Source organism: Aquipseudomonas guryensis, assembly GCF_014164785.1.
In the GTDB taxonomy this organism is placed as follows: Bacteria; Pseudomonadota; Gammaproteobacteria; order Pseudomonadales; family Pseudomonadaceae; genus Aquipseudomonas; species Aquipseudomonas guryensis.
The window spans coordinates 1,477,050-1,498,929 of sequence record NZ_JACJFN010000001.1; the positions used below are offsets into that span (position 1 = coordinate 1,477,050).

The 21,880-nt window shown below is 62.8% G+C and carries 22 protein-coding genes and 1 tRNA gene; 13 read left to right on the forward strand and 10 right to left on the reverse strand.

The genetic code is table 11. From position 1 onward, the window contains the following. The first annotated feature begins 286 nt into the window (after positions 1-286). Genes H3H45_RS06755 through H3H45_RS06765 form a run of 3 tightly spaced genes read left to right on the forward strand, consistent with a single transcriptional unit; the run spans position 287 to position 3,528 of the window. Positions 287-2,125 (forward strand): adenylate/guanylate cyclase domain-containing protein, encoded by a 1,839-nt coding sequence (locus H3H45_RS06755; RefSeq protein WP_182832935.1) that lies wholly within the window; start codon positions 287-289, stop codon positions 2,123-2,125. Then, positions 2,122-2,616 (forward strand): SH3 domain-containing protein, encoded by a 495-nt coding sequence (locus H3H45_RS06760; protein WP_182832936.1) that lies wholly within the window; start codon positions 2,122-2,124, stop codon positions 2,614-2,616. The genes H3H45_RS06755 and H3H45_RS06760 overlap by 4 nt, the downstream gene beginning before the upstream one ends. Positions 2,617-2,631: 15 nt before the next feature. Continuing rightward, on the forward strand, positions 2,632-3,528 hold the full coding sequence (locus H3H45_RS06765; RefSeq protein ID WP_182832937.1) for a M48 family metalloprotease: 897 nt from the start codon (positions 2,632-2,634) through the stop codon (positions 3,526-3,528). 301 nt (positions 3,529-3,829) lie between these two features. On the opposite strand, the gene H3H45_RS06770 is transcribed toward H3H45_RS06765, so the two are convergent. From H3H45_RS06770 to H3H45_RS06780, 4 genes are all read right to left on the reverse strand, one after another. Beyond that, the gene (locus H3H45_RS06770) at positions 3,830-5,785 is read right to left on the reverse strand and encodes an HD domain-containing phosphohydrolase (RefSeq protein ID WP_182832938.1); all 1,956 of its coding nucleotides are present in this window, start codon (positions 5,783-5,785) and stop codon (positions 3,830-3,832) included. A 448-nt stretch (positions 5,786-6,233) separates the two neighbouring features. Next, positions 6,234-6,356 (reverse strand): hypothetical protein, encoded by a 123-nt coding sequence (locus tag H3H45_RS20275; protein WP_257722342.1) that lies wholly within the window; start codon positions 6,354-6,356, stop codon positions 6,234-6,236. 360 nt (positions 6,357-6,716) lie between these two features. After that, positions 6,717-7,265 (reverse strand): ImmA/IrrE family metallo-endopeptidase, encoded by a 549-nt coding sequence (locus H3H45_RS20325; RefSeq protein WP_182832939.1) that lies wholly within the window; start codon positions 7,263-7,265, stop codon positions 6,717-6,719. Between the two features lie 12 nt (positions 7,266-7,277). Further along, complete coding sequence (locus tag H3H45_RS06780) at positions 7,278-7,643, reverse strand: helix-turn-helix domain-containing protein (protein WP_182832940.1); 366 nt, start codon at positions 7,641-7,643, stop codon at positions 7,278-7,280. Positions 7,644-7,910: 267 nt separating this feature from the next. Here H3H45_RS06780 and H3H45_RS06785 point away from each other — a divergent pair, with 267 nt between their 5' ends. From H3H45_RS06785 to H3H45_RS06800, 4 genes are all read left to right on the forward strand, one after another. After that, a complete protein-coding gene (locus H3H45_RS06785; protein WP_182832941.1) occupies positions 7,911-8,150 on the forward strand; it encodes a hypothetical protein in 240 nt (79 codons plus the stop codon). A gap of 187 nt (positions 8,151-8,337) precedes the next feature. Beyond that, positions 8,338-8,886, forward strand: a complete 549-nt coding sequence (locus H3H45_RS06790; RefSeq protein ID WP_182832942.1) for a recombinase family protein — start codon at positions 8,338-8,340, stop codon at positions 8,884-8,886. Between the two features lie 235 nt (positions 8,887-9,121). Then, positions 9,122-9,478: a hypothetical protein gene (locus H3H45_RS06795; protein ID WP_182832943.1), complete on the forward strand. Its 357-nt coding sequence runs from the start codon at positions 9,122-9,124 to the stop codon at positions 9,476-9,478. A 343-nt stretch (positions 9,479-9,821) separates the two neighbouring features. After that, positions 9,822-10,802: a ParB N-terminal domain-containing protein gene (locus H3H45_RS06800; protein ID WP_182832944.1), complete on the forward strand. Its 981-nt coding sequence runs from the start codon at positions 9,822-9,824 to the stop codon at positions 10,800-10,802. A gap of 169 nt (positions 10,803-10,971) precedes the next feature. Here the strand turns inward: H3H45_RS06800 and H3H45_RS06805 are convergent, their stop codons facing one another. The 5 genes from H3H45_RS06805 to H3H45_RS06825 all read right to left on the reverse strand — a co-directional run bounded on the left by H3H45_RS06805 (position 10,972) and on the right by H3H45_RS06825 (position 16,591). Next, entirely contained in the window at positions 10,972-12,651 is a 1,680-nt protein-coding gene (locus H3H45_RS06805; RefSeq protein ID WP_182832945.1) for a site-specific integrase, read from the reverse strand. A 105-nt stretch (positions 12,652-12,756) separates the two neighbouring features. Then, positions 12,757-12,832, reverse strand: a tRNA-Phe gene (locus H3H45_RS06810). A 197-nt stretch (positions 12,833-13,029) separates the two neighbouring features. Further along, positions 13,030-13,302 (reverse strand): oxidative damage protection protein, encoded by a 273-nt coding sequence (locus tag H3H45_RS06815; RefSeq protein ID WP_182832946.1) that lies wholly within the window; start codon positions 13,300-13,302, stop codon positions 13,030-13,032. Then, positions 13,299-14,366 (reverse strand): A/G-specific adenine glycosylase, encoded by a 1,068-nt coding sequence (mutY, locus tag H3H45_RS06820; RefSeq protein ID WP_182832947.1) that lies wholly within the window; start codon positions 14,364-14,366, stop codon positions 13,299-13,301. Before mutY ends, H3H45_RS06815 begins: the two co-directional genes overlap by 4 nt. Then, entirely contained in the window at positions 14,363-16,591 is a 2,229-nt protein-coding gene (locus H3H45_RS06825; protein WP_182832948.1) for an AsmA family protein, read from the reverse strand. Before H3H45_RS06825 ends, mutY begins: the two co-directional genes overlap by 4 nt. A gap of 218 nt (positions 16,592-16,809) precedes the next feature. Here H3H45_RS06825 and H3H45_RS06830 point away from each other — a divergent pair, with 218 nt between their 5' ends. Next, positions 16,810-18,027 carry a sterol desaturase family protein gene (locus tag H3H45_RS06830; RefSeq protein ID WP_182832949.1) on the forward strand — a complete coding sequence of 406 codons (1,218 nt, stop codon included), beginning with the start codon at positions 16,810-16,812 and terminating at the stop codon, positions 18,025-18,027. Positions 18,028-18,096: 69 nt separating this feature from the next. Here the strand turns inward: H3H45_RS06830 and H3H45_RS06835 are convergent, their stop codons facing one another. After that, positions 18,097-18,495: an acetyl-CoA sensor PanZ family protein gene (locus H3H45_RS06835; protein ID WP_182832950.1), complete on the reverse strand. Its 399-nt coding sequence runs from the start codon at positions 18,493-18,495 to the stop codon at positions 18,097-18,099. 145 nt (positions 18,496-18,640) lie between these two features. Here H3H45_RS06835 and hisB point away from each other — a divergent pair, with 145 nt between their 5' ends. Genes hisB through hisF form a run of 5 tightly spaced genes read left to right on the forward strand, consistent with a single transcriptional unit; the run spans position 18,641 to position 21,687 of the window. Continuing rightward, positions 18,641-19,234: an imidazoleglycerol-phosphate dehydratase HisB gene (hisB, locus tag H3H45_RS06840; RefSeq protein WP_173211426.1), complete on the forward strand. Its 594-nt coding sequence runs from the start codon at positions 18,641-18,643 to the stop codon at positions 19,232-19,234. Beyond that, on the forward strand, positions 19,235-19,873 hold the full coding sequence (hisH, locus tag H3H45_RS06845) for an imidazole glycerol phosphate synthase subunit HisH (protein ID WP_182832951.1): 639 nt from the start codon (positions 19,235-19,237) through the stop codon (positions 19,871-19,873). Next, positions 19,874-20,131, forward strand: a complete 258-nt coding sequence (locus H3H45_RS06850) for a DUF2164 domain-containing protein (protein WP_182832952.1) — start codon at positions 19,874-19,876, stop codon at positions 20,129-20,131. Between the two features lie 37 nt (positions 20,132-20,168). Beyond that, positions 20,169-20,906 carry a 1-(5-phosphoribosyl)-5-[(5-phosphoribosylamino)methylideneamino]imidazole-4-carboxamide isomerase gene (hisA, locus tag H3H45_RS06855; protein WP_182832953.1) on the forward strand — a complete coding sequence of 246 codons (738 nt, stop codon included), beginning with the start codon at positions 20,169-20,171 and terminating at the stop codon, positions 20,904-20,906. 10 nt (positions 20,907-20,916) lie between these two features. Then, a complete protein-coding gene (hisF, locus tag H3H45_RS06860) occupies positions 20,917-21,687 on the forward strand; it encodes an imidazole glycerol phosphate synthase subunit HisF (RefSeq protein ID WP_173211434.1) in 771 nt (256 codons plus the stop codon). The last annotated feature ends 193 nt before the right edge of the window (positions 21,688-21,880 follow it).

A 21,880-nucleotide genomic window follows, 5' to 3' on the forward strand; every position in this document is an offset into this window, starting at 1 on the left:
AGGCGGCTAGTGCCGCGCGGATTGGCATTGGTGTCGCATCGCCGCAGTTGCTTGTCGCGCAGGAACAAAAGAGGCCGCTGCGAAGGTCTGCTATTGCGCGATTTCGCTGGCGGGCGCGGCGCGTGCAGCGCACTGCCTGCAGCTTGCGCAAAGGTCGCGCAGTTTACGGCAGGCGCTCGCCAGGGTGAAGTCGGGAACCCGCGGGTCACGGGGCTTGGCGCTCTGCTAAAGTGTGTCCAGCCCGTCCAGAGAAGCGGGCATTGGCGCGTAACTGCCGGGGGAAGTCATGCAGCAGGCGCAGCAGTCATCACGATCCTTTCGTTCGGCTTTGTGGCTGGTGTGCGCCCTGGTGGTGCTGCTGGTGCCCGTGCTGCACCTGTGGGCACCGCTGCAGCGCTGGAGCAACAGCCACGGCGACTGGCTGATTCGCCAGCGTGCCGCCCAGCAGGTGCCGGACCCGCGCCTGGTGGTGATCGATATCGACGACACCAGTTTGCAGGTGCTGGCCGGCGAGGCGGGCAAGTGGCCCTGGCCGCGCTCGCTGCATGCCGAACTGCTCGAACACCTGCTGGCGCAACAGGCCGAGGCGGTGGTGTTCGATGTGCTGTTCAGCGAAGCGGATCGCTTCCATCCGGACGCCGATGCCTATTTCGCCGAAGTCCTGGCGCAAACCGACAGGGTCTATCTGGCCGCCTTGCAGCAGCAGGCGGTCGACCCCGGCAAAGCTCCGCTATTAAGCAGTTACCCGCCGCAGGCCGGTCTGCGCGTCGGCGATCCACAGCAGCGCGGCCTGCTGCTGTTGCCGCAGGCGTTGCCGGCGACGCTGTGGAAGACCGGCACCATCAATTTCACCCCCGATGGCGACGGCGTCGGTCGCCGCTATGACCTCTACCGGCGTTTCGGCGACTGGCGCATGCCCTCGCTGCCGGCGCGCCTGGCGCAGGATCGGTCCGTGCAGTTGCCGGCGCAGGACAGCTTCCTGCTCGATTGGCAGGGCGCCAGTCGCGTGCCCTATCCGCGCATTCCTTTTGCCGAGGCCCTGGCCCAGGCCCGTGGTGAGGCGGGCAAGCTGCCGGCCGACTACTTCAGCGGCAAGATCATCGTCATCGGCACCACCGCGGCCGGGCTCTACGACCTGCGCCGCACACCGCTGGATGACCTGTACCCGGCGGTGTTCATCCTCGCCACCGCCATCGACAACCTGCTCAACGGCGAACAGTTGCACGCTGCCCCCGGCTGGCTGATGCCGCTGCTCTGTGTGGCACTAGTGCTGCTGCTCCAGTTGTTGCTGCTGCGTGAGCGACTGCTGCTGGTCAGCCTGCTGACCGTCGGGCTGAGCCTGGGCCTGTTCGGCGGCGCCTATTTGCTGGCACGCAACGGCCTGCTGGTCAGTGTGCTACCCAGCCTGCTGGCGCTGTGGTTGCTGCTGGCCCTGGCCCTGGCGGTGTTCTACCGGCGCCGCCGGCAGCAGTTGAATACCACCATCAGCATGTTCAGCCGCTTCCTCGACCCGCAGGTGGTGGCCCAGTTGGTGGCGCGCGAAGACCCACAGGCCCTGCTGGCCAGTCGCGACTGCCAGCTGACCGTGCTGTTTTCCGATATCCGTAACTTCACCACCATGTCCGAGCGGCACAGTGCCCAGGAAATCATGCAGATCCTGGAGAACTATTTTGCCGGCCAGGTGGATGTGCTGTTCAAGCACCGCGCGACCCTCGACAAGTTCATCGGCGACGCGATCATGGCCTTCTGGGGTGCCCCGCAAGACAACCCCAATCAGGCCGTGGATGCGGTGAATGCGGCGCTGGAGATGATCGACAACGTCGAGCGTTACCGCCGCGACTTCAATCACCCGGATTTCGACATCGGCATCGGCCTGCACACCGGTCCGGCGGTGGTCGGCATGGTCGGTACCAGCAAGCGCTATGACTACACTGCCATTGGTGACACGGTGAACCTGGCCAGCCGCATCGAGGGCCTGACCAAGGGCCGCGCGCGCCTGCTGGTATCGGCCGCGACCATGCAGGCCTGTGGCGATGCATTCGATTTCTTGCCTCACGGCGATTTCCAGGTCAAGGGCCGTAACGAGCCGGTGACCCTCTTCGAACCTAGGAGAAAACCATCATGATCAGAGCGTTTACTGCTGTTCTGCTGCTGACGGGCTGGCTAATCAGTACCGTCGTGCAGGCCGAAGTGCGCAGCGGTATTACTGTGGCGGCCACCGCCCTGCGTGAAGCGGCCGGTGCCGCGGCGCCGGTGCTGCAGCAACTGCCTGCACAGAGCCGGTTGAGCATTCTCACGCGCCAGGGCGGCTGGTATCAGGTGCAGACCAGTGCCGGCCAGCAGGGTTGGGTGGCGTTGCTGGCGGTGCGCTTCGACAAAAGTGCTGCAGCCAAGGGCGGCAACCTTGGCGCGCTGCTGGAAAGCAGTACGGCCGTGGCGCCGGCGACCGGCGTGGCCACCGGTGTGCGTGGGGTCAGCGATGACCAGCTGGAGGCGGGCGGTGCGGGCAGCCAGTCGCTGCAAGAGCTTGATCGCTACGCGGTGACCCCCGGCAGCGCTCGCGCCTTCGCCCAATCCGGCGGGCTGCGTAGCCAGACCATCGCCTACCCCAACTGAGCAGGAGCCGAGAGCATGAAAGCCCTTCTATGCCGTGCCGTACTACTCGCCCTGTTCGCCAGCCTCACGGCCTGTCAGGGCCTGGAGTCTCTCGAGGGCGTGAATATCCAGGGTGTTGACCTGGGCGTGCTGTCCAGCGCCAGCAAAAATATCAGCGCCATGGCCGATAAGACCGATGACGAAGAACAGGTTATCGGCAGCAATACCGCTGCCCTGTTGCTCCAGCAGGCAGCGCTGCTGGATAACCCGGCGCTGCAGGCCTACGTCAACCGGGTGGGTCGCTGGGTGGCGCTGAACAGCGAGCGTCCCGATCTGCCCTGGCGCTTCGGCGTATTGAACAACTCGGCGGTGGGCGCCTACGCCGCGCCTGGCGGCTATGTATTCATCACCAGTGGCCTGCTCGCGCGGATGGACAGCGAGGCCGAGTTAGCCGGCGTACTGGCCCATGAAGTTGCCCACGTGGTGCGCCAGCATCACCTCGATGCAATCAAGCAGCAGGCCGGCGCCGGCTTGCTGGCCAATGTCACGCGCCTTGCGGTGCAGGCACACCAGGCCAGTTCGGGTGGCTCCAGTGGCGGCGATGCGCTGGCCAACACCAAGTTCGATCAGGTGGTGACTAACCTCTATACCCGTGGCCTCGATCGCGGTGACGAGTACGAGGCCGATGCCATGGGCGCGGTGATCGCCGCCCGCGCCGGATATGACCCCTACGGCCTGGCCACTGTGCTGCAAGGCATGGCGACCATGAGGCAGGATGATGCCGCCCTGGTGACCTTCCTCAAGGTGCACCCGAATATCGGCGACCGCTTGACCCGCCTGGAGCCGACCTACCTGTACCTGGAGCGCTTCAGCGGCAATGGCAGTCAGCTGACCCTGGAGCAGCGCTATCAGCAGGTGCTATCCGGTAGATAAGGACGAGCCTGTAACAACAAAACCCGCCAAGTCGGCGGGTTTTGTTTGGGTGATGGGCAGGCACAAACTGCTTTTGCCCCCTCTCCTGTTTACGGGAGAGGGGGAGTTGCCCAGTGCAGCGTGGTAGCCCGGATGCAATCCGGGAGCGGAGCTGCCTGTTTCCCGGGTTGAATCCGGGCTACGGCGAGGTGTTGACGGACACGTCGGCAGGCGTTGAAGCACGGGGGAGGTTGAGTGTGCCAGTTCCCTCTTCCCCAGCCCCTCTCCCACAAGTGGGAGAGGGGAGCTAGAGCAAACCCGTTCAATGGCTGTGCTTGCTGCCCGGCTCGAAGTCGCAGACATGGTGGGCGTAGGGTGGCGCGCCCGGCGTGGTCAGGGCCGTGCTTGGTGCCGGTAGCGGCATGCTCTGGCCTGGGTTGATGTAGCAGCGCGACTCGATGAATACCCGTACCAGGTCGCCATCCAGTAGGCCACTCTTGACCTCCGACTGGAGGATATCGAGGGCGTGGTCGGTGGGTACCGCCGGCTTGTACGGGCGGTCGGCGGCGGTCAGCGCGTCGTAAATGTCGCAGATGGTCATGATCCGCGAGGCACAGGGGATGGCATCACCGGCCAGACCTTTGGGGTAGCCGCTGCCGTCGAGCTTTTCGTGGTGCGCTGCGGCGATTTCCGGGATGCGCTGCAGGGCGGGGGTCCAGGGAATCAGTTGGAGGAAGTCGCGGGTGTGCACCACGTGGCGTTCGATCTCGGCGCGTTCCTCCTGGGTCAGACTGCCGCGGCGGATGGCCAGCGCGCAGAATTCGCTGTCCGAGAGTAGGCCGATCAGGCTGTCGTCGTGGTTCTTCACCACCTGGCCCTGGATCTCCTGCAGGTGCTGGAAGTCGCCCTCGGTCAGCACGCTCGGCTCGTTGGCCTTGAGAATGTCGCGCAGGTAATGATCGAGGCGCTCGCACTCCAAGGCCAGCTCGCTTTCCCACTGCAAGCGCTGCTCCTCGGCCAGGCCGCCGTGGTTACGGTAGGCGTGCAGCATGCGCTTGAGCATCTGGTTCTGCAGGCTCTCCTTGGCCAGCGCCACCCGGTAGCGCAGGTTGTCGACTGCCGACTCGGGCAGTTTCTTGGCCTTGGTCAGCACATGCTCGCGCACGCCAACCTTGCCAAAGTCATGCAGCAGCGCGGCGTAGCGCAGCTCGCGCAGGCCCTCGTCGTTGAATGCCTGCTGGCGGATATGCGCTTGCGGCGCCTGCGGCAGCTGGCGGGCGAGGGCGATGCACAGGTCGGCGACGCGGAACGAGTGGCCGCTAGAGGTGGGGTCGCGCTGCTCGATGGCAAACACCGAGGCCTGCACGAAGCCGTCGAACAGCTGGCTGATGTCGTCCAGCAACTGACGGTTCTCGATCGCCACCGCCGCCTGGCTGGCCAGGGCGCGCAACGAGGTAGCCATCACCGCATCGAAGGGAATCGCCTCGCCGGCGGCGTTCTGGCAATTGATAAACTCCAGCACGCCAACCACCTCATGACGGTGGTTGAGCATGGGGATCGCCAGCAGCGACATGGTGCGGTAGCCCACCTGCATGTCGAACGAGCGGTTGAAGCGGTACGGCGCCTCGGCGGGGATGGCGTAGGCGTCGGCAATATCCAGCTCGGTACTGGTCAGCGCCACGTAGCCGGCAATCGAGGCCTTGGTCAGCGGCATGCGTTGTTCCTGGAAGCGCGTTGGCATCGAGCTGTTCTGCGTCAGCTTGAAAATCAGCTGGGGCTGTTCGCCCTTCTTGTCGACCAGAAACAGCGAGGCCGCGTCGCTGTTGGACAGCCGCCGGCCCTCGGTGAGGATCTTGCTCAGCAGGCGCTCCAGGTCCTTCTCGGCAGACAGCGCCAGGCCGACATCGACGAGCTTCTGTAGATCGCCATCCTTGCTCTGCAGGGCGTTGGCCAGTTGCGTGGTTTTCTGCTTCAGGCGGAACTGCTCGGCGGCGAAGCCGAGCAGGGCCAGCAGTTCGTCTTCGCTGGCACCAGCGGGCAGCGGCAGGACTCCAGAGGGGGCATCGAAGGCTACCAAGCTGGCGCCCGTGCCCAACCAGGCCGGCAGCGGCTGGCTGGCCAGCAACAGGCTGTCGAGCAGCAACACTTCCAGGCTGTTTGCGGCGAAATCGCCCGGCTGCTCCACGCTGCGCAGCGCGACGCCCTCGCTAGCCAGGCGGCTGAGCAGGCTGGAGTCGACAAGGAGTGGGCTGTGCCCAACCGTGAAGCTGGCTGTCATCACTGATTACCCTCGGCGGTGTGCCGACTCGGACGGGAGTTGCGCACGCTTGAGTATTGCACCTGCTCCGTGTCCCTTCCAGATTGCCTGGGCAGATGCGCTGGTGGATCGGTTCAAGGGAAATTGCGTGCTGGGAATGGCTGTTGATGAGGGGCGGTCGTTGCAGGATTCACAGGCAATAAAAAACCCCAAGGAATTTAACTTCGCTTGGGGTTTCTCGGTATTAGTGGTGCCAGGGACGGAATCGAACCGCCGAGACACCCATTAAAACCACAGCCCCCGCGCCATCAAGGCTCTAGCTGCGCGTGAGGGCCAGTATTGTACGACCTTCTTGTACGAAATGCCCCAATAAATGCCCCTAAAAATGAAAGCACCCGAGGGGGCTCTCAGATGCGTCGTGCAGAAAAGGAAAGGCCCGGCGGATGCCAGGCCCGTCCACATCACAAAGTCATTTCTTTTTCGGAGATGGCTTCGGGATGGTTTCTACTGTGGTGGTCTTCGGGCGGCGTTTCGCCTCCTCAACGGGGATGAAGCGCCCACTACCCGAGTCACGACCGCGCTTATTGCTCATATCTCTTCTCCTGGAAGGATTGATGGACTATCACGCTAGGTAGAACCCACCCACGGTTAGTCCGTAAGTGGGGGTACTGCAGGTCAGGCCCGGACCAAGAAGCACCATGCTTCATGACCGTACTCGTGGGCGTCCAGCATCCGGTCGGAGTTCTTCACTCGACGGTAGCGGCAGCACACCCAGCGAAAGCCTTTAGGGGCCGGTTTTTTGGGCATTGGCCATCTTCACCTCCTTAAGGGAGGGGATTTTTTTCTTGCATTCTGCTTCGAAATGACTAACCTTCCGTTCGCAGATTGACGTCCGCAAGTGCGAGTTCCTCCCCTTCAACTCGCAGGGCTGGCTGGAGTTGGCGCTCCAGACTCAGCTCAAAATTCTCATGAGACCCTTCTTCGCAAGGATCTTGTTGTGTACTTGGGCAGCGTCCCTAGACACCTGAAAACGCTCCACAATTTCTCCAAGGCTCTCGCAGTGCCTGACCAGGTCAGGTGGCATCAAGAGAGCCCCGGCAAAAGTGTTCGCCTGCCATTCACTGTCCCGGTAAGCCGGTAGGCGCCCGTTCTCTGCCCTGTGGAACCGAATGGGCACATTACGGTGAATCAGGTAGTGACCGAGTTCGTGAGCGGCGGTGAACCGATCTCTACCTCGGCCGTCTACCATCCCGTCATAGACATCTTGGCGAAGCCTAATGATGTTATCTGCAGGGATTGTCAGGCCATGGTTGGGGCCCATCTCATGTAGCTCAGCGACTTCCAGTGCGAACCCTGGAAACGCTGCAGGCATTACAAACTCCAATACTTCTGCAATTGGAAAGGCGTCTACTCGGATGCCGAGTCCGCGCCGGACTTCCATTGCCACCTCGAAAATTTCGCTCTGCTTACGAGGTGGCACTTCACATGAAGGGCCGCTCATCCGCTCAACCTCCTATTTCTTGGGCTTCTGCAGCAGGGCAAGAAGCCTGTCCAGTTCATTGGGCTGCATTTCGCCAAACTGACGTGCGAACGCCAGAGCGGTCTCTTGGTGCCGTTGCGAGAGTCCTCTAACCTCAAGGGAGATTTGGCCCTTGCTTATCTGTGCCGCGTCCTCTATTTCCCTATACTCCGGGGTGTTAGGAAGGATTCCGAGGTATGCAGCCACCTTACGAATCAGCTCATCCGATACAGTCTTTTTCCCTGTCTCTACTGCCGATAGGTAAGCGGAGCTGACACCTAATCCTTCAGCCATGTCCTTCAGAAGCAGCCCGTGGTCGATGCGGGCTTTTCTGAGGAGCTTTCCAAATTCAGTAAACATGCTGTGCGTCCCCTCTAGATGGCTCTATGACCAATCTCTATCTATAAGTTAACCGTGTTTGGTTAATTGTGCAACCTCAATTTGATATTTTGTTCCGCAGGCTGGATGGTTCTGTATGTGATGCCCATGTGTCTGCGTCATGGGCCTCAAACCGGAGCAAAAATCTGTTCGGCTTTTAGTGAATGTGCTTTGCTGACTTTCCCCCCTCCGCCGGGGGCCGGTGCTTGCATCGGGCGGCACTGGAACCAGCGGCTCAAGGAGACGCCGATGGCCAAGAGAAAGAAGAAAGCGAAGTACAACCCTGACAAAGCGATGTTCAAAAGCAGTATCTACGCGGTCAAGGGAGTCAGGAAGTCCGCCGATAAGAAGGCAGGTCTACGCCTGAAGGTAGCGGAGTCGAATGCTTCTATGGCGGCTATGGAGAGGGGCAAGAAGATGGCCCTGATTGAGGCATACGCCAAGGAGCATGGGGTTACCATTACCCAGGCGATGATCCACTTCATGTAGTACGCAACAGCGCTTCACCCCCGCAGCGGTGCCCTAATGGCCAACTGCGACCTTCTCCTCTCCCCCCCCCAATTTTCTATTTGAACCACCCCCTAACGAGACGTTAAGAGTTTTCTATTTGGGATTGTTTTTGGCGTAGAAAAATGGAAGTCTATTTCCATCTAAGATTCCAAATGGAAATTCAGGTATGGCGACCTACATCTACGCCCGCGTCTCCACCAACGACCAGGACCCTGAGGCGCAGGCAGCCTTTCTCAAGGCTAAGTACGCCTACGACCATGTTGTGGAGGACGTCTTCAGCGGGACGACCACCGACCGCCCCAGGTTCAAGAAGCTGCTTGCGGAGCTGAAGGAGGGCGACACGCTGATTGTTCGGGAAGTCTCCCGCCTTGGGCGAAGCAGCGTGGAGGTCTTGTCCTTGGCTGAGGATTTGAAGAAGCGAAAGGTTCGCCTGCAGATCGACAACCTGGGCATCGATGTAACCACCCCAGCCGGGGAGATGGTCTTCACGATGATGGCAGGCATGGCCAAGATGGAGCGGGAGTTGATGCTGGAGCGTCAGCGCATCGGCATCGAGAAGGCCAAACGAGAAGGCAAATATACCGGGCGCAAAGCGCTGAACCCGGCGCTGGTCAGTACGGCGAAAAAGTTGGTCGCCGAGGGCATGGCGAAGCCGGCTGTGGCGAAGCAGTTAAATATGGGGCTATCGACCCTCTACAAGTACCTCGCGGAGTAGAGGCGGCGCAGGGCGCAATAGGGCCCATCCTTGAGTAAGGAGAAGGCGACAAGAGGCGGGATGGCTATTCACCCGAGTGATTAAGTGGCTGGCGAATAATCACTGAAACTTTACGGCCATTCTGAGATTAGTCATCCACCGTTTTGTTTGGCTGGTCTCCCTCTACTTCTCTAGGCCACCCGTGCAGTCCGCGAATCCGGCGCGCGGCGATGGCTGTACTCAAGGAACCCCGTTTATGACGAAGCACCCAATCCGCCAATGCGAAATTACCACTGACGAGAATGGCGTATCCCGCCCCCTCATGGTCGCCGAGGTCTATGGAAGCGTCTTGCCCAATGCGCTCCAGAATGCGGTGTTAGACGCCGCTCAGATAGCCAGCGATCTGGCTGCTGATGTAGGCGTACCTACTCCCGAACTCGACGCGCTGTGCGACTGCTTGATTCATGATTGGCCTGTGCTGAGCCCGGACACTTCGCCGGATGTTCAAGGCGCCATGATTGATGCGCTACGTTTACTGCACTCTCTCCGTCTGCCCTACATCTCGATTCTCAAGTCGCGGCGCATCACTGCAAGCTCGCAGGCTGCCGCGTAACCTAAGACTTTCCCAAATCTCTACTTGCCCCTGCCCGGAGTCCTCCTGGCGGGGCGCCGGCGCTCGCCTAACAAGAAGGACTTCAATCCAATGAACCACCCCCGCAAGTTGGTGCGCTTGAACCTGCACCTACGCCCTGACCACCTTGACCGCCTGACAACACTGGCCTGCGCGCTGGGCAGGAAGAAATGCCGCGAGACGCGCCTGGCTGAAGCCATGGAGCTGGCTCTGACGGCTGGGCTGTCCTGGGAGGATGACGACCTCCTGAGCCTGACTCGAAGCGACCGGGAGGAGCCCCGCTGGCTCGCCCTCGGCCCCATCGTTCGGCCACGTTGAGGTAACCATGATGGAAGGACTTCGATCTGTTCCTCTGGACGCCATCCACACTCACACAACACTGCAGAATCGGAACACTACAGCTTCCATGCGGCGCCAGCGTCGTGAGGCCGAGCAGCGGGTTGACCACATCGCCAGGCTGCAACAGAGCATCGCCGCCAACGGCCTGGAGAACCCCTTGGAAGTAGTTGCCATGGCGGACCATGAGGCGGCCCATACCGGGAGACGCTTTTGGCTGGTCGGTGGCCATCACCGTCTGGAGGCCATCAAGCTCCTGGGGCATCATGAGGTCGCTATCACGCTCCTGGAGGGTCGGGGACTCCACGCCGCCAGGCAGCACAGCTATCGACAGAACGCCGAGCTGTTTCGCCAGTTGGAAGACGACCAGCGCATCGACAACGCCTGGCGGGCTATCAACGACCCCAGCTTCAGCACCTTCAGGGACAAGACAAACAAGGAGCTGGCCGAAACCTTCAACATCAATTCACGGACGGTCGACCGCCTGCGTGAGCTGCGTAGGCGCTGGGCCGCACGGGAGCAGGACATTGACTACGAAGCAGAGCGCAGCAAGGCCAAGGAGGACGGACAGCGGGGTATCCGGGCCTTCAATCAGTCCCTGGACGATTACTGCAGCCAGAATGCCATGGGGTTGTTCTCGTGCGACTACGGCGGCCTAAAGCGAGAGCTGGGTCGGGGCACCACGGAGGCTGCTATGGAGGAGCGTCAGTTGATTGCACGTACCGTCCCCGCCATCGTCCAAGGACTGAACAGCTTTGGTCTGGAGAAAATCGAGTCCATGCGTTCGGCATTGCGTGCCGCTGACGCGATACTGGCCAAGGCCAAGACCTACTACGAAGCCTGCGACCTGGCCGACGTCCGCTTCCTGGACAGCTCCAGCAGCAACCTGGAGCGCTACATCAGGAGCCAGGAGGTGGAGTCGATGCTGCACAACGTGCTTGACCCCATCGACGAGGAATCCGATTTCTGATGGGGCTCCACTTACGACCGCTGTAGGACGACTGAGTCGTAAGTCAGTGGGTTGATTGCGGCAGGGATGACGCCAATAGGCCATGGATGGCTGCGGCTGCGTTCTTCGAGGTGCCTATCACGCTCCCAGTGGGGCTAATGGGCGCCCGCGTGTCCGCGCCCCTGGCGTTTTAACTGGGCAGCAGTCCAGCTATGCGGGCGATGCTCGGGTACTTCTTCAGCTCCTCCGCCATGCGACAAATCGGGGCGCTGCCATAGCTGTCCCCCACGTTGGATGCTGCGTGGCCAGTCAACCAGTCATGCACTTCCTTGGGAATGCCCGCTTCGCGGCAGAGCGTCTTGAAGGCGTGGCGGAACCCATGGGCGGGCTTGGCCGCACTTTGAAGCTTCACAATGTCATCGAGATAGTCACTCCAGGCCTTGCCCACGGCATGGCCGAGGCCGTCCTTGTGGGGCTTCAGCTTCGGGAATAGGCGCCCGTCAGCCGGGACGCTGTCCTTGTAGGCGAGGAAGCCCAGGGCCAGGAGGTCGGCGTGCAGCGGTACCTTGCGACGACTGCTGGCTGTCTTCAGCGACTTCCCGTCGCCGGGGCGTATGGCGAGGCACCAGATGCCTGACTCTGCCTCTTGCTCCACGTCGGATACCAAGAGCTGTGCGACCTCCTCGCGACGTGCGCCTGTGTAGGCCATGAGTAGCGGGAGCCAGTAAAGCGCCTGACCATAGTCGGCAATCTGAGGCTTCCACTGGCCATGAAATAACGGGCTGCAGAAGATGGCTGCCAGTTCCTTGCGGCTGTATCCCTTGTCAGGGGATTCATTGTGAAGGGCGGCTTTGTTGATTGCGTTACGAAGGTCGCGCAGCACTCCAGAAGTGGCCACTGGCTCCTCCTTCATGGCCTCCAGGCGCTCACAGGCGAACTTGAAGATGGTCGCCAGTGCGGCCAGCTTCTTGCGTATCGTCGCCAGCTCCATGGTAGCGGCGCCCTGGTCAACTTGAGCGCGCAATGCGTCCAAGGTCAGGCCGGGCTTCCAACGGCCTTTGGGGAGTTGGCCCAGGGTGACGCGGAAGTGGTGGATGGTGGCCTTGGTTACCTGCGATGCGGGAATGTCACCGACCACGAAGATCAGGCGCTGCATGCAGTCCGTGTATTCGGCGATGGTCTTCGATAGGTCGCCCAGGCCGGCGCTGTCCTGGCGTTTCGACTCGACCCACTTGGACGCCACTTCGGACAACCTGAGCCCCTTGCCTGTACGCCCGAGGGAGGGGGCTTCCTGCGTCAGCGGAAGCGAGGCTGCGGGGAGGGCGGGTGTCGTGCGCCAGTCGCCGTGGTGGCGTTGCAGGGCGGTTTTGCACAAGGTTTGCCAGGCCAGGAAGAACTCCCGATGGAGTGCGGAATGGGTCGGGGAGGTCGGCGGGGGCACTGGATGCCCGGCTGCGGCTAGGGTCTTTCGCGTGGCATCAGCCAAGAGGACCTGAAGGGAAGGGCACTCTTCGTCCATCACTTCCAGGGGTGTCACGACGTCGCCGCCGGAGCGGGCCAGGAACTGGTGAATCAGGTCGTTCTCGCGCTCCCAAGCAGCCAGCTCGGCAGCTACCCAGCGGTCGGCCAGCTTAGGGGCGTCGGCGGGTAGAAGGGACGACTCACTCCGCAGGGAGGCGCGGGCCAGCTTGATAGCCGCTTCGCAGCGGGCGGACTCCTCCGCGAACGGGATGCGGGCCTCGGTCAGACTCTTGGTGCCCAGGGACACCTTCCACTCCGAGCCACGTCCTACCAGGGAGCGAAGCTCCTTCGGGATGACCTTTCGATAGTAGTAAGTCCCGGTCTTCGGGCACTGGAACGGCTGCGGCATGGCACCCACTTTGTACGCCTCCTTTGTACGAATCCGGGGGCGCAGCTAGGAGGGCCATAAACAAAAAACCCCTGAAGCCTTACGGGATCAGGGGTCTCGGTATCTTGGTGCCCAGGGACGGAATCGAACCGCCGACACGGGGATTTTCAATCCCCTGCTCTACCGACTGAGCTACCTGGGCAACGGGGCGCTATTAAACGGATTTGGCGTTGCAGTGTCAAGCCAGAGAAAGAAAAAATTTCAGTAAAGACGGGCGCTTACGAAATTTACGGGTCTTGCGGGGGGGCGCTGCGTGCTGCGCTTGCTTCTGTAGCCCGGATGCAATCTGGGGTATTCCTCGGTGAGTGAGGTTCCCGGATTGCATCCGGGCTACAGGGTTTATGCGCTCGGTGGTACGTAGCCTTCGGCCTGGGCGTATTCCTCGCCGGAGAGGAACTTGTCCATCTCGGCCTGGAGGAACTTGCGGTCTTCGGCGTTCATCATGTTCAGGCGGCGTTCGTTGATCAGCATGGTCTGGTGCGCCTGCCATTCGTCCCAGGCCTGCTTGGACACGTTGTTGAAGATGTCTTCGCCTTTCGGACCTGGGTAGGGCTGGCGGTCGAGGCCGGGGAGGTCTTGCTTGTGCTTGCGGCAGTGGACGGTGCGGCTCATGACTTTTCTCCTGCATTCAGTTCTTGCGCGGCTCGCTTGAGGAGCTTCTTCACCGGTGCGGCCAGGCCCAGGCGTGGCGGGGTGGCGAGGTTATACCAGAGCCAGTCGCCCTCGGCCACGCCAGGGGTGGCGGCCTCGACCTGGATCAGCCAGGGTTCGATGCTCAGCTGGAAGTGACTGAAAGTATGGGTCAGGCCGGCCAGTTCGTGGCGCTCGCCCAGCTGCAGGGCGTGCTGGCTGGCGAGTGGTTCGAGGGCGTTCAGGTCGTCCAGCTCGGGCAGACTCCACAGGCCGCCCCACAGGCCGGTCGACGGGCGGCGATAGAGCAGGATGGCGCCGTCGCGATTGGCCAGGAGCGGCATCAACGTGCGCTTCTGCGGCAGCTCCTTGCGCGGCTTGGCGATCGGGTAGCGGATCTCCAGGCCCAGCAGGTGCGCCTGGCAGCCGCTCTGCAGCGGGCAGATCAGGCAGCTGGGCTTGCTCCGGGTGCAGAGCGTGGCGCCCAGGTCCATCATCGCCTGGGTGTAGTGGTTGACCCGTTCGTCAGGCAGGAAGCGCTCGGCTACTTCCCACAGCTGTTTGGCCACCTTGGGTTCGCCCGGATAGCCTTCCTGGGCGACGTAGCGGGCCAGCACGCGCTTGACGTTGCCGTCGAGGATCGGTGCGCGCAGGCCCATGCTCAGGCTGGCGATGGCGCCGGCGGTGGAGCGGCCGATGCCGGGCAGTTCGGTGAGCGCCTCGACGTCGCGGGGGAATTCACCGCCGTGCTCGCGCATGACGATCTGCGCGGTCTTCTGCAGATTGCGCGCGCGGGTGTAGTAGCCGAGGCCGGTCCACAGGTGCAGCACTTCGTCTTCCGCCGCTTCGGCCAGGGCTTGCACGGTCGGCAGGGCGTGCATGAAGCGGTCGAAGTAGCCGAGTACGGTGCTGACCTGGGTCTGCTGCAGCATGATTTCCGAGACCCACACCCGGTACGGGTTGATGTCTTGCTGCCAGGGCAGGTCCTTGCGCCCGTGCTGGTCATACCAGGCCAGCACGGCGCCGTTGAATTGCGCAGGCGTCATCGGTTGAACAGGCCTTTGAGCGCGTCCTTGAGTTCCGGGCTGACCTTGTCGCCGAGCTTTTCTTCGATCTTCTCTTCGAGCTTGTTGCCAGCCAGCTTGGCGGCGACCTTGCCCATGCCGTCCTTGTCCAGGCGGCAGGCCTTGGCGCCCAGTTCCAGCGGGCCGCGGCAGAGCAGGGGCCATTCGATGTCGGCGTAACGCTGATTGACCTGGCAGGCCGGGTCCGGCATGGCGCTCTTGTCGCCTTCGATGACGATGCCAATGCGGTAGTCGAGGCCGAGTACGCGCAGGTCGACATCGCCTTTGCCTTTGACCGTGAGGCCGGGCAGGCGGGCTTTGAGATCGGGATTGCTGGCCACGCCATTGCGGAAGGTCAGGTTGCCGTCGAGCTCTTCGAAAGGGGTGTCCTTGCCGCGCGGCTCACCGGAGAGCGACTTGCGATTGAGGGTGGCGATGCCCTGGCACAGCTGCTGCTCCAGGTTAGCTTCGATCAGCACGCCGTCGCTGAGGCTGAAGCCGGCCTTGCCGTTTAGCGCGTCGATCCAGGCCTTCTGGCTATTGCCCTGGGTGCGCACATCGGCATTCAGGTCGAGCAGGCCCTTGATCGGGGCCTTCTCGCCCTGGGCTTCGATGAGTTTTTCCACCGGGATGCGCGTCAACTGTTTCTGTGCGGTGAGCAGCGGCACGGCCGGGCGCACGTCGAGTTGCGAGGTGACCGCGAAGTTGCCGCCATACAGGTCGCCACGCATTTCTTGCAAATTGAGCACGCCGCCCTGGGCCTTGGCCTTGAGCAGGACGCTTTCGATCGGCAGCTTGTTCAGGGTCAGCTGGCCGAGGCTGATGTCGGCCTGCAGATCGAGCTTGCGCAGTTGTTCGAGGGGCAGCAGCTGTTCGTTGCTCCAGGCCTGCTGGGTCGGCGAGTTTGGCAGCGGTGTGGTGCCGCTCTTGCCGGCAGCGGCCACGGCGCCCTTGATCTCGTTCTTACGCGCGACACCGGCGCTGGCGTCCTGATCCTTGGGCGGCAGGTAGCGGTCGAGGTCGAGCTTGTCGCCCTTGAGCTGCAGGCGCAGGGCCTGCTTGGCTAAGTCGCTGACGGCCAGGTTGCCGTTGAAGCTGCTGTCGTCCAGTTTCAGGCTCAGTTCGTTGAGGTTGATGCTGGTCGGCGTGCCGGCCAGGCGGGTCGACAGTTCGAACTGCTGCAGGGTGTTGGCGTCACGCATGGCCGGCAGCTCGACGCCGAGGCCGCTGAGGAATTCGCGCAGGTTGACCTGGGCGATGGACAGGCCACCTTGCAGCTGGACGGTCTTGTCCAGGTCACGCAGTTTCAGCTCGCCGATGGCGCGCAGCTGGTTGGCGGTGAGTTTGAGGCTGTTCCACTCGGCGACCTGGGCGGCCTGGTCGAGAAGCAGCTGGCCCTGGGTGGCGAAGGTCAGGGTCTTGCCCTTGAACGGTTCGCCGGAGGCCTCGCCGGCCAGTTTGAAGTCTTCCAGCTGGTAGCGCTTGAGGGCGCGGTCGAAGCGCAGTGCGGTCTGCAGCTCGGTCTTGGCGCGTAGCACTGGCTTATTGGTGCCGAAGAAGGCGGTCAGTTTGAGCGGGATGCTGGCGCCTTCGCGGATCGCCCCGGTGCTCAGCTCGATGCCTTCGGCGCTGAACTGGCGGCCGCTGGCTGCGTCCTGGTAATCGATGCGCGAGCTGCTGATGGTCAGGCTGTCGATATCCAGCTTGATCGGTTGGCTCTCTGTTGCTTCTGCGGGTGCCGCTTCGCTGCCTGTGGGCGCTGTGTTATCGCTGGCGGTGGTTGGCGGGGTGGCGGCGGCCTGCGCCGGCTTGCCCACGCCTTCCCAGTTGCCGCGGCCCTTGGCGTCGCGTTGCAGGGTCAGGTTGAGGCCGTCGACGCGGATGTCGCTCATCTGCACTTCCTTGCGCAGCAGCGGCAGCACGCGCACGGAGAGGCCGAGCAGGCGCAGGTCGGCGAAGGGTTTGTCCGGGGTCTCGGCGCTGGCCAGGGTGGCGTCGGTCAGTTCCAGGCCGAGCCAGGGGAACAGGCTCCAGCCGATATCGCCATTGAGCTTGAGTTCCAGGTTGGCCTTGTCGCGGGCCAGTTGCTGGATTTCGTCCTTGTAGTCGTTGGGGTCGAACAGGTGGGTCAGGGCGAAACCGAGGCCGACGATGATCAGCAACAGTCCGAGGAAGACCAGGCCCAGGATTTTGCCGATAGATTTCATGAACGCGTCCTTGTTTGGATGACTTTTCTGGGTGGCGAGTATAGCGCCAGCTTATAAGGCAATAGTGCGCTGTGAGTGCTTGGAGGGCGCTCGGGCCATGCGGTTCCCCGCAGGGGGCGGGTGCTGGCGCCAATGGTGGATGCAATTGGCGGCTTGGGTGGTGTCGTCCCCGGCAGGTACGGTTAGGCTGGCAGCATAACAACAACCCGGAGGCGCCCATGAATGTCGTCGTGATGGCCGTGCCGCTGTATATCGCCCTGATCCTGCTGGAACTGGCCTATGAGCGTTACAGCGGGCGCCACACCTATCGCCTGGCGGATGCGACCACCAGCATCAATACCGCCGTGCTGCGCGTATTGCTCGAAGGGCCGCTGCGCCTGCTGCTGATCATTCCCTACGCCTGGTTGTACGAACATGCGCGGCTGCTGGAGCTGGACGCGAGCTCGCCCTGGACCTGGTTGCTCGGCTTTATCGCCGTGGACTTCTGCTTCTATTGGGCGCATCGCAGCCTGCACCGTTACAACCTGCTGTGGGGTGCGCACCAGCCGCATCACTCCAGCGAAGACTTCAATCTGTCCACCGCGCTGCGCAAGGGCGCCTTCCAGACGGCTTTCGACTGGCCGTTCTACCTGCCGCTGGCGTTGTTGGGGATTCCGTTGCCGCTGTTCCTGGTCCTGCTCGGCGCGCAGCTGGTCTACCAGTTCTGGATTCATAGCCAGCATGTCGGCCGGCTCGGCGTGCTGGAGTGGTTCATGGTCACGCCGAGCAACCACCGCGTGCACCACGGGCAGAACGACTGCTACATCGACAGGAACCATGGCGGCGTGTTCATCATTTGGGATCGCCTGTTCGGCACCTTCGCCGACGAGCGCGAGCCAGTGCGCTACGGGGTGACCACTCCGGTGCGTACCTTCGACCCGATCCGCCTGCAGTTCTCCTGGTGGCGCCTGCTCTGGGCCGATGCCCGCGCGACCCGCTCGTGGTGGGACAAGCTGCGCCTGTGGTGGATGCCCACCGGCTGGCGCCCGGCGGATGTACAGGCGCGGCCTTGGCCGAAGATGGGGGCGGACAAGTTCGAGCGGCCCTATCCGGCCAGCCTGAAGTGGTATGCCTTTCTGCAGTTCGTGGCGATCAATGCCATGGCCCTGTGCTTCCTGGCCAGCGTCAAGCGCGCCGCCGTGTGGGAGCCCTGGCTGCTGGTGCTGGCGATCCTCGGTGGTTGCATCAGCCTCGGCCTGCTATTCGAGGGCAAGCGCCGGCTGTGGTCGCTGGAGGTTGTGCGGCTGTTGGCACTGGCCGGTTTGGCGCTGGGCTGGGGCTTGTGGCTGGTGCCGGCGCAGTGGCGGCTCGGCGTGCTGCTGGCGGGGTTGTGTCTTGCCAGCCTGCTATGGCTGATGTGGCTGGCGGCGCGGCCGCAGGTGGTGGCGTCGTCGTAGCCCGGATGCAATCCGGGGCGGGGCTTTCCCGGATTACATCCGGGCTACGGGCTTCGTGCCTCACCCAGCCTACAGGCTATCCAGTGGCAGGCTGGTGCGGGCGGCCAGAGCCTGGCTTTCCAGGTGATCCTTCGGTGCGGCCAGGCGCAGCGGCTTGCCGGCTTCGCGGGCCATGCGCTGGGCTTCGTCGAGGATGCGCCGGGCCACGCCGCGCTTGCGTGTGACCTTGCGCACGCAGAGGTGCGAGAGGCGCCAGCAGTCGTCGCCGCGGCTCAGCAGGGCGGCGCCGAGCAGGCGGTCGTTGAAGCGCCCGGCGATCAGTCGGCCCTCGCCAATCCCGCCAGCGATCAGCGCGTCGGCGCTGGCGTAGGGCGTCAGCAGCCAGTCCGGGGCGTCGGCATAGACCTTGGTCAGGTCAGTGTGATCCTGAGCCGATGGACGGGTGACTATCTCGACAAACACGGGCATCGCGGCTTCCTCGCAGGCAGGTGGCGCAGTGTAAAGTCAGCGCTATCGCGCCGATAGCCCTGGCGCGATAGCAACGCGGTAGCCGTGCAGGCCGCGCCCCGCCTATAATGCCCGCCTTTTCCGCAAGCATTTTCGGGAGCTGGTGATGGCCGAACGTACGGCATCCGTCGAGCGCAACACCCTGGAGACTCAGATCAAGGTCTCGATCAACCTGGATGGTACTGGCAAGGCCAAGTTCGATATTGGCGTGCCGTTCCTCGAGCACATGCTCGATCAGATCGCCCGCCACGGGCTGATCGACCTGGACATCCAGTGCAAGGGCGACCTGCATATCGACGACCACCACACCGTGGAAGACGTCGGTATCACCCTCGGCCAGGCCTTCACCAAGGCCATTGGCGACAAGAAGGGCATGACCCGTTACGGCCATTCCTATGTGCCGCTGGACGAGGCGCTGTCGCGTGTGGTGATCGACTTCTCCGGTCGCCCGGGCCTGCAGATGCACGTGCCGTTCACCCGCGCGGTGGTCGGCGGCTTCGACGTGGACCTGTTCCAGGAGTTCTTCCAGGGCTTCGTCAATCATGCCTTGGTGTCCCTGCATATCGACAACCTGCGCGGCACCAACACCCACCACCAGATCGAGACGGTGTTCAAGGCCTTCGGCCGCGCCCTGCGCATGGCCGTCGAGCTGGACCCGCGCATGGCCGGGCAGATGCCGTCGACCAAGGGCTGCCTGTAAATGCAGACGGTTGCAGTAATCGACTACGGCATGGGCAACCTGCACTCGGTGGCCAAGGCCCTCGAGCACGTTGGCGCCGGCAAGGTGCTGGTGACCAGCGATGCCGCGGTGATTCGCGAAGCCGACCGCGTGGTGTTCCCCGGCGTCGGTGCGATCCGCGACTGCATGGCCGAGATCAAGCGTCTGGGTTTCGACAGCCTGGTGCGCGAGGTCAGCCAGGACCGGCCGTTCCTCGGTATCTGCGTCGGCATGCAGGCCTTGCTGGAGCGTAGCGAGGAGAACGACGGGGTCGACTGCATCGGCCTGTTCCCCGGCCAGGTGCGTTTTTTCGGCAAGGATCTGTATGAAGGCGGCGAGCACCTGAAGGTGCCGCACATGGGCTGGAATCAGGTGCAACAGGTGGTCGAACACCCGCTGTGGCACGAGATTCCCGACCAGGCGCGCTTCTACTTCGTGCACAGCTACTACATCGAGGCTGGCAACCCGGCCCAGGTGGTCGGTGGTGGCCACTACGGCAAGGACTTCGCCGCGGCATTGGCCGAGGGTTCGAAGTTCGCCGTGCAGTTCCACCCGGAGAAGAGCCATACCCATGGCCTGCAGCTGTTGCAGAACTTCGTTGGCTGGAATGGCCGCGCTTAAATGAGCCGGGGCAAGAAAATCCCGCAGCTGGAGCTCGAAGGGCCCCAGCAGCAGACCGCGTTGCAGGTACTGGGGCGTTTTCTGGAGGATCGCTTCGAGCTCGAGCTGGGCTCGTTCGAGGTGCAGGAAGTGCTCGACCTGATCAGCCGCGACATTGCTCCGCATTATTACAACAAGGCGATCTCCGATGTGCAGGCGGTCCTATCCGACCGCTTCGCCAGCCTGGAGAGCGACTTGTGGGCGCTCGAGAAGAGCTGACCTTTCACCGAATTCATGACTTGAGCAGGTTCAACCGATGCTGATTATCCCCGCTATCGATCTCAAGGACGGCGCCTGCGTGCGTCTGCGCCAGGGCCGCATGGAAGACTCCACGGTGTTCTCCGATGACCCGGTGAGCATGGCCGCCAAATGGGTCGAGGGCGGCTGCCGCCGACTGCACCTGGTCGACCTGAACGGTGCCTTCGAAGGCCGGCCGGTCAACGGCGAGGTGGTCACCGCCATCGCCAAGCGCTACCCGAATTTGCCGATCCAAATCGGCGGCGGTATTCGCTCGCTGGAAACCATCGAGCACTACGTCAAGGCCGGTGTCAGCTACGTGATCATCGGCACCAAGGCGGTGAAAGATCCGCAGTTCGTCACCGATGCTTGCAAGGCCTTCCCGGGCAAGGTCATCGTTGGTCTGGATGCGAAAGACGGCTTCGTCGCCACCGACGGCTGGGCCGAAGTGTCGACCGTGCAGGCCACTGACCTGGCCAAGCGTTTCGAGGCGGATGGCGTGTCCGCCATCGTTTATACCGACATCGCCAAAGACGGCATGATGCAGGGTTGCAACGTCGAGGCCACCGCGGCCCTGGCGGCGGCCAGCAAGATCCCGGTGATCGCCTCCGGCGGCATTCACAACCTCGGTGATATCGAGAAGCTGCTGCTGGCCCGCTCGCCGGGCATCATCGGCGCCATCACCGGCCGGGCGATCTACGAAGGCACCCTGGATGTCGCCGAGGCGCAAGCCTTCTGCGACGCCTATAAAGGCTGAGGATTCCGACATGGCGCTGGCTAAACGCATCATCCCTTGCCTGGACGTGGATAACGGCCGTGTGGTCAAGGGCGTGCAGTTCGAGAACATCCGCGACGCCGGCGACCCGGTGGAAATCGCCCGCCGCTACGATGAGCAGGGCGCCGACGAGATCACCTTTCTCGACATTACCGCCAGCGTCGATGGCCGCGACACCACCCTGCATACGGTCGAGCGCATGGCCAGCCAGGTGTTTATCCCGCTGACCGTGGGCGGCGGTGTGCGTACCGTGCAGGACATCCGCAATCTGCTCAATGCTGGCGCCGATAAAGTGTCGATCAACACTGCTGCGGTCTTTACGCCCGAATTTGTTGGCGAGGCGGCGGCGCGCTTCGGTTCGCAGTGCATTGTTGTGGCGATCGATGCCAAGAAAGTCTCGCTGCCCGGCGAAACCCCGCGCTGGGAGATCTTCACCCACGGCGGGCGCAAGCCGACCGGCCTGGACGCCGTGTTGTGGGCGAAGAAGATGGAAGACCTCGGTGCCGGTGAAATCCTCCTGACCAGCATGGATCAGGACGGCGTGAAAAGCGGCTACGACCTCGGCGTCACCCGCGCCATCAGCGAGAGCGTGGGCATCCCGGTGATCGCCTCCGGCGGTGTCGGCAACCTCGAACATCTGGCCGCTGGCATCCTCGAAGGCAAGGCCGACGCGGTGCTGGCGGCGAGCATCTTCCACTTCGGCGAATACACCGTGCCTGAGGCTAAGGCCTACCTGGCCAGTCGCGGTATCGTCGTTCGCTGACCTGCTGTCGGGCGGAGCGTGCAAGGCGCTCCGTCACCTCCCCGGCAGGCTCGCTCGGTGCTATTACTTAGTGCTGCCTCAGCCTTTTCCTGATTTCCGTATTTCATCCCCCGCGCTAAGCATTCTGTCGGCTAAACGGCTCTAGGCAAAATGGCTTTCTGCCAGCATGCTAGGCTTAATGGCAGAAAACAGT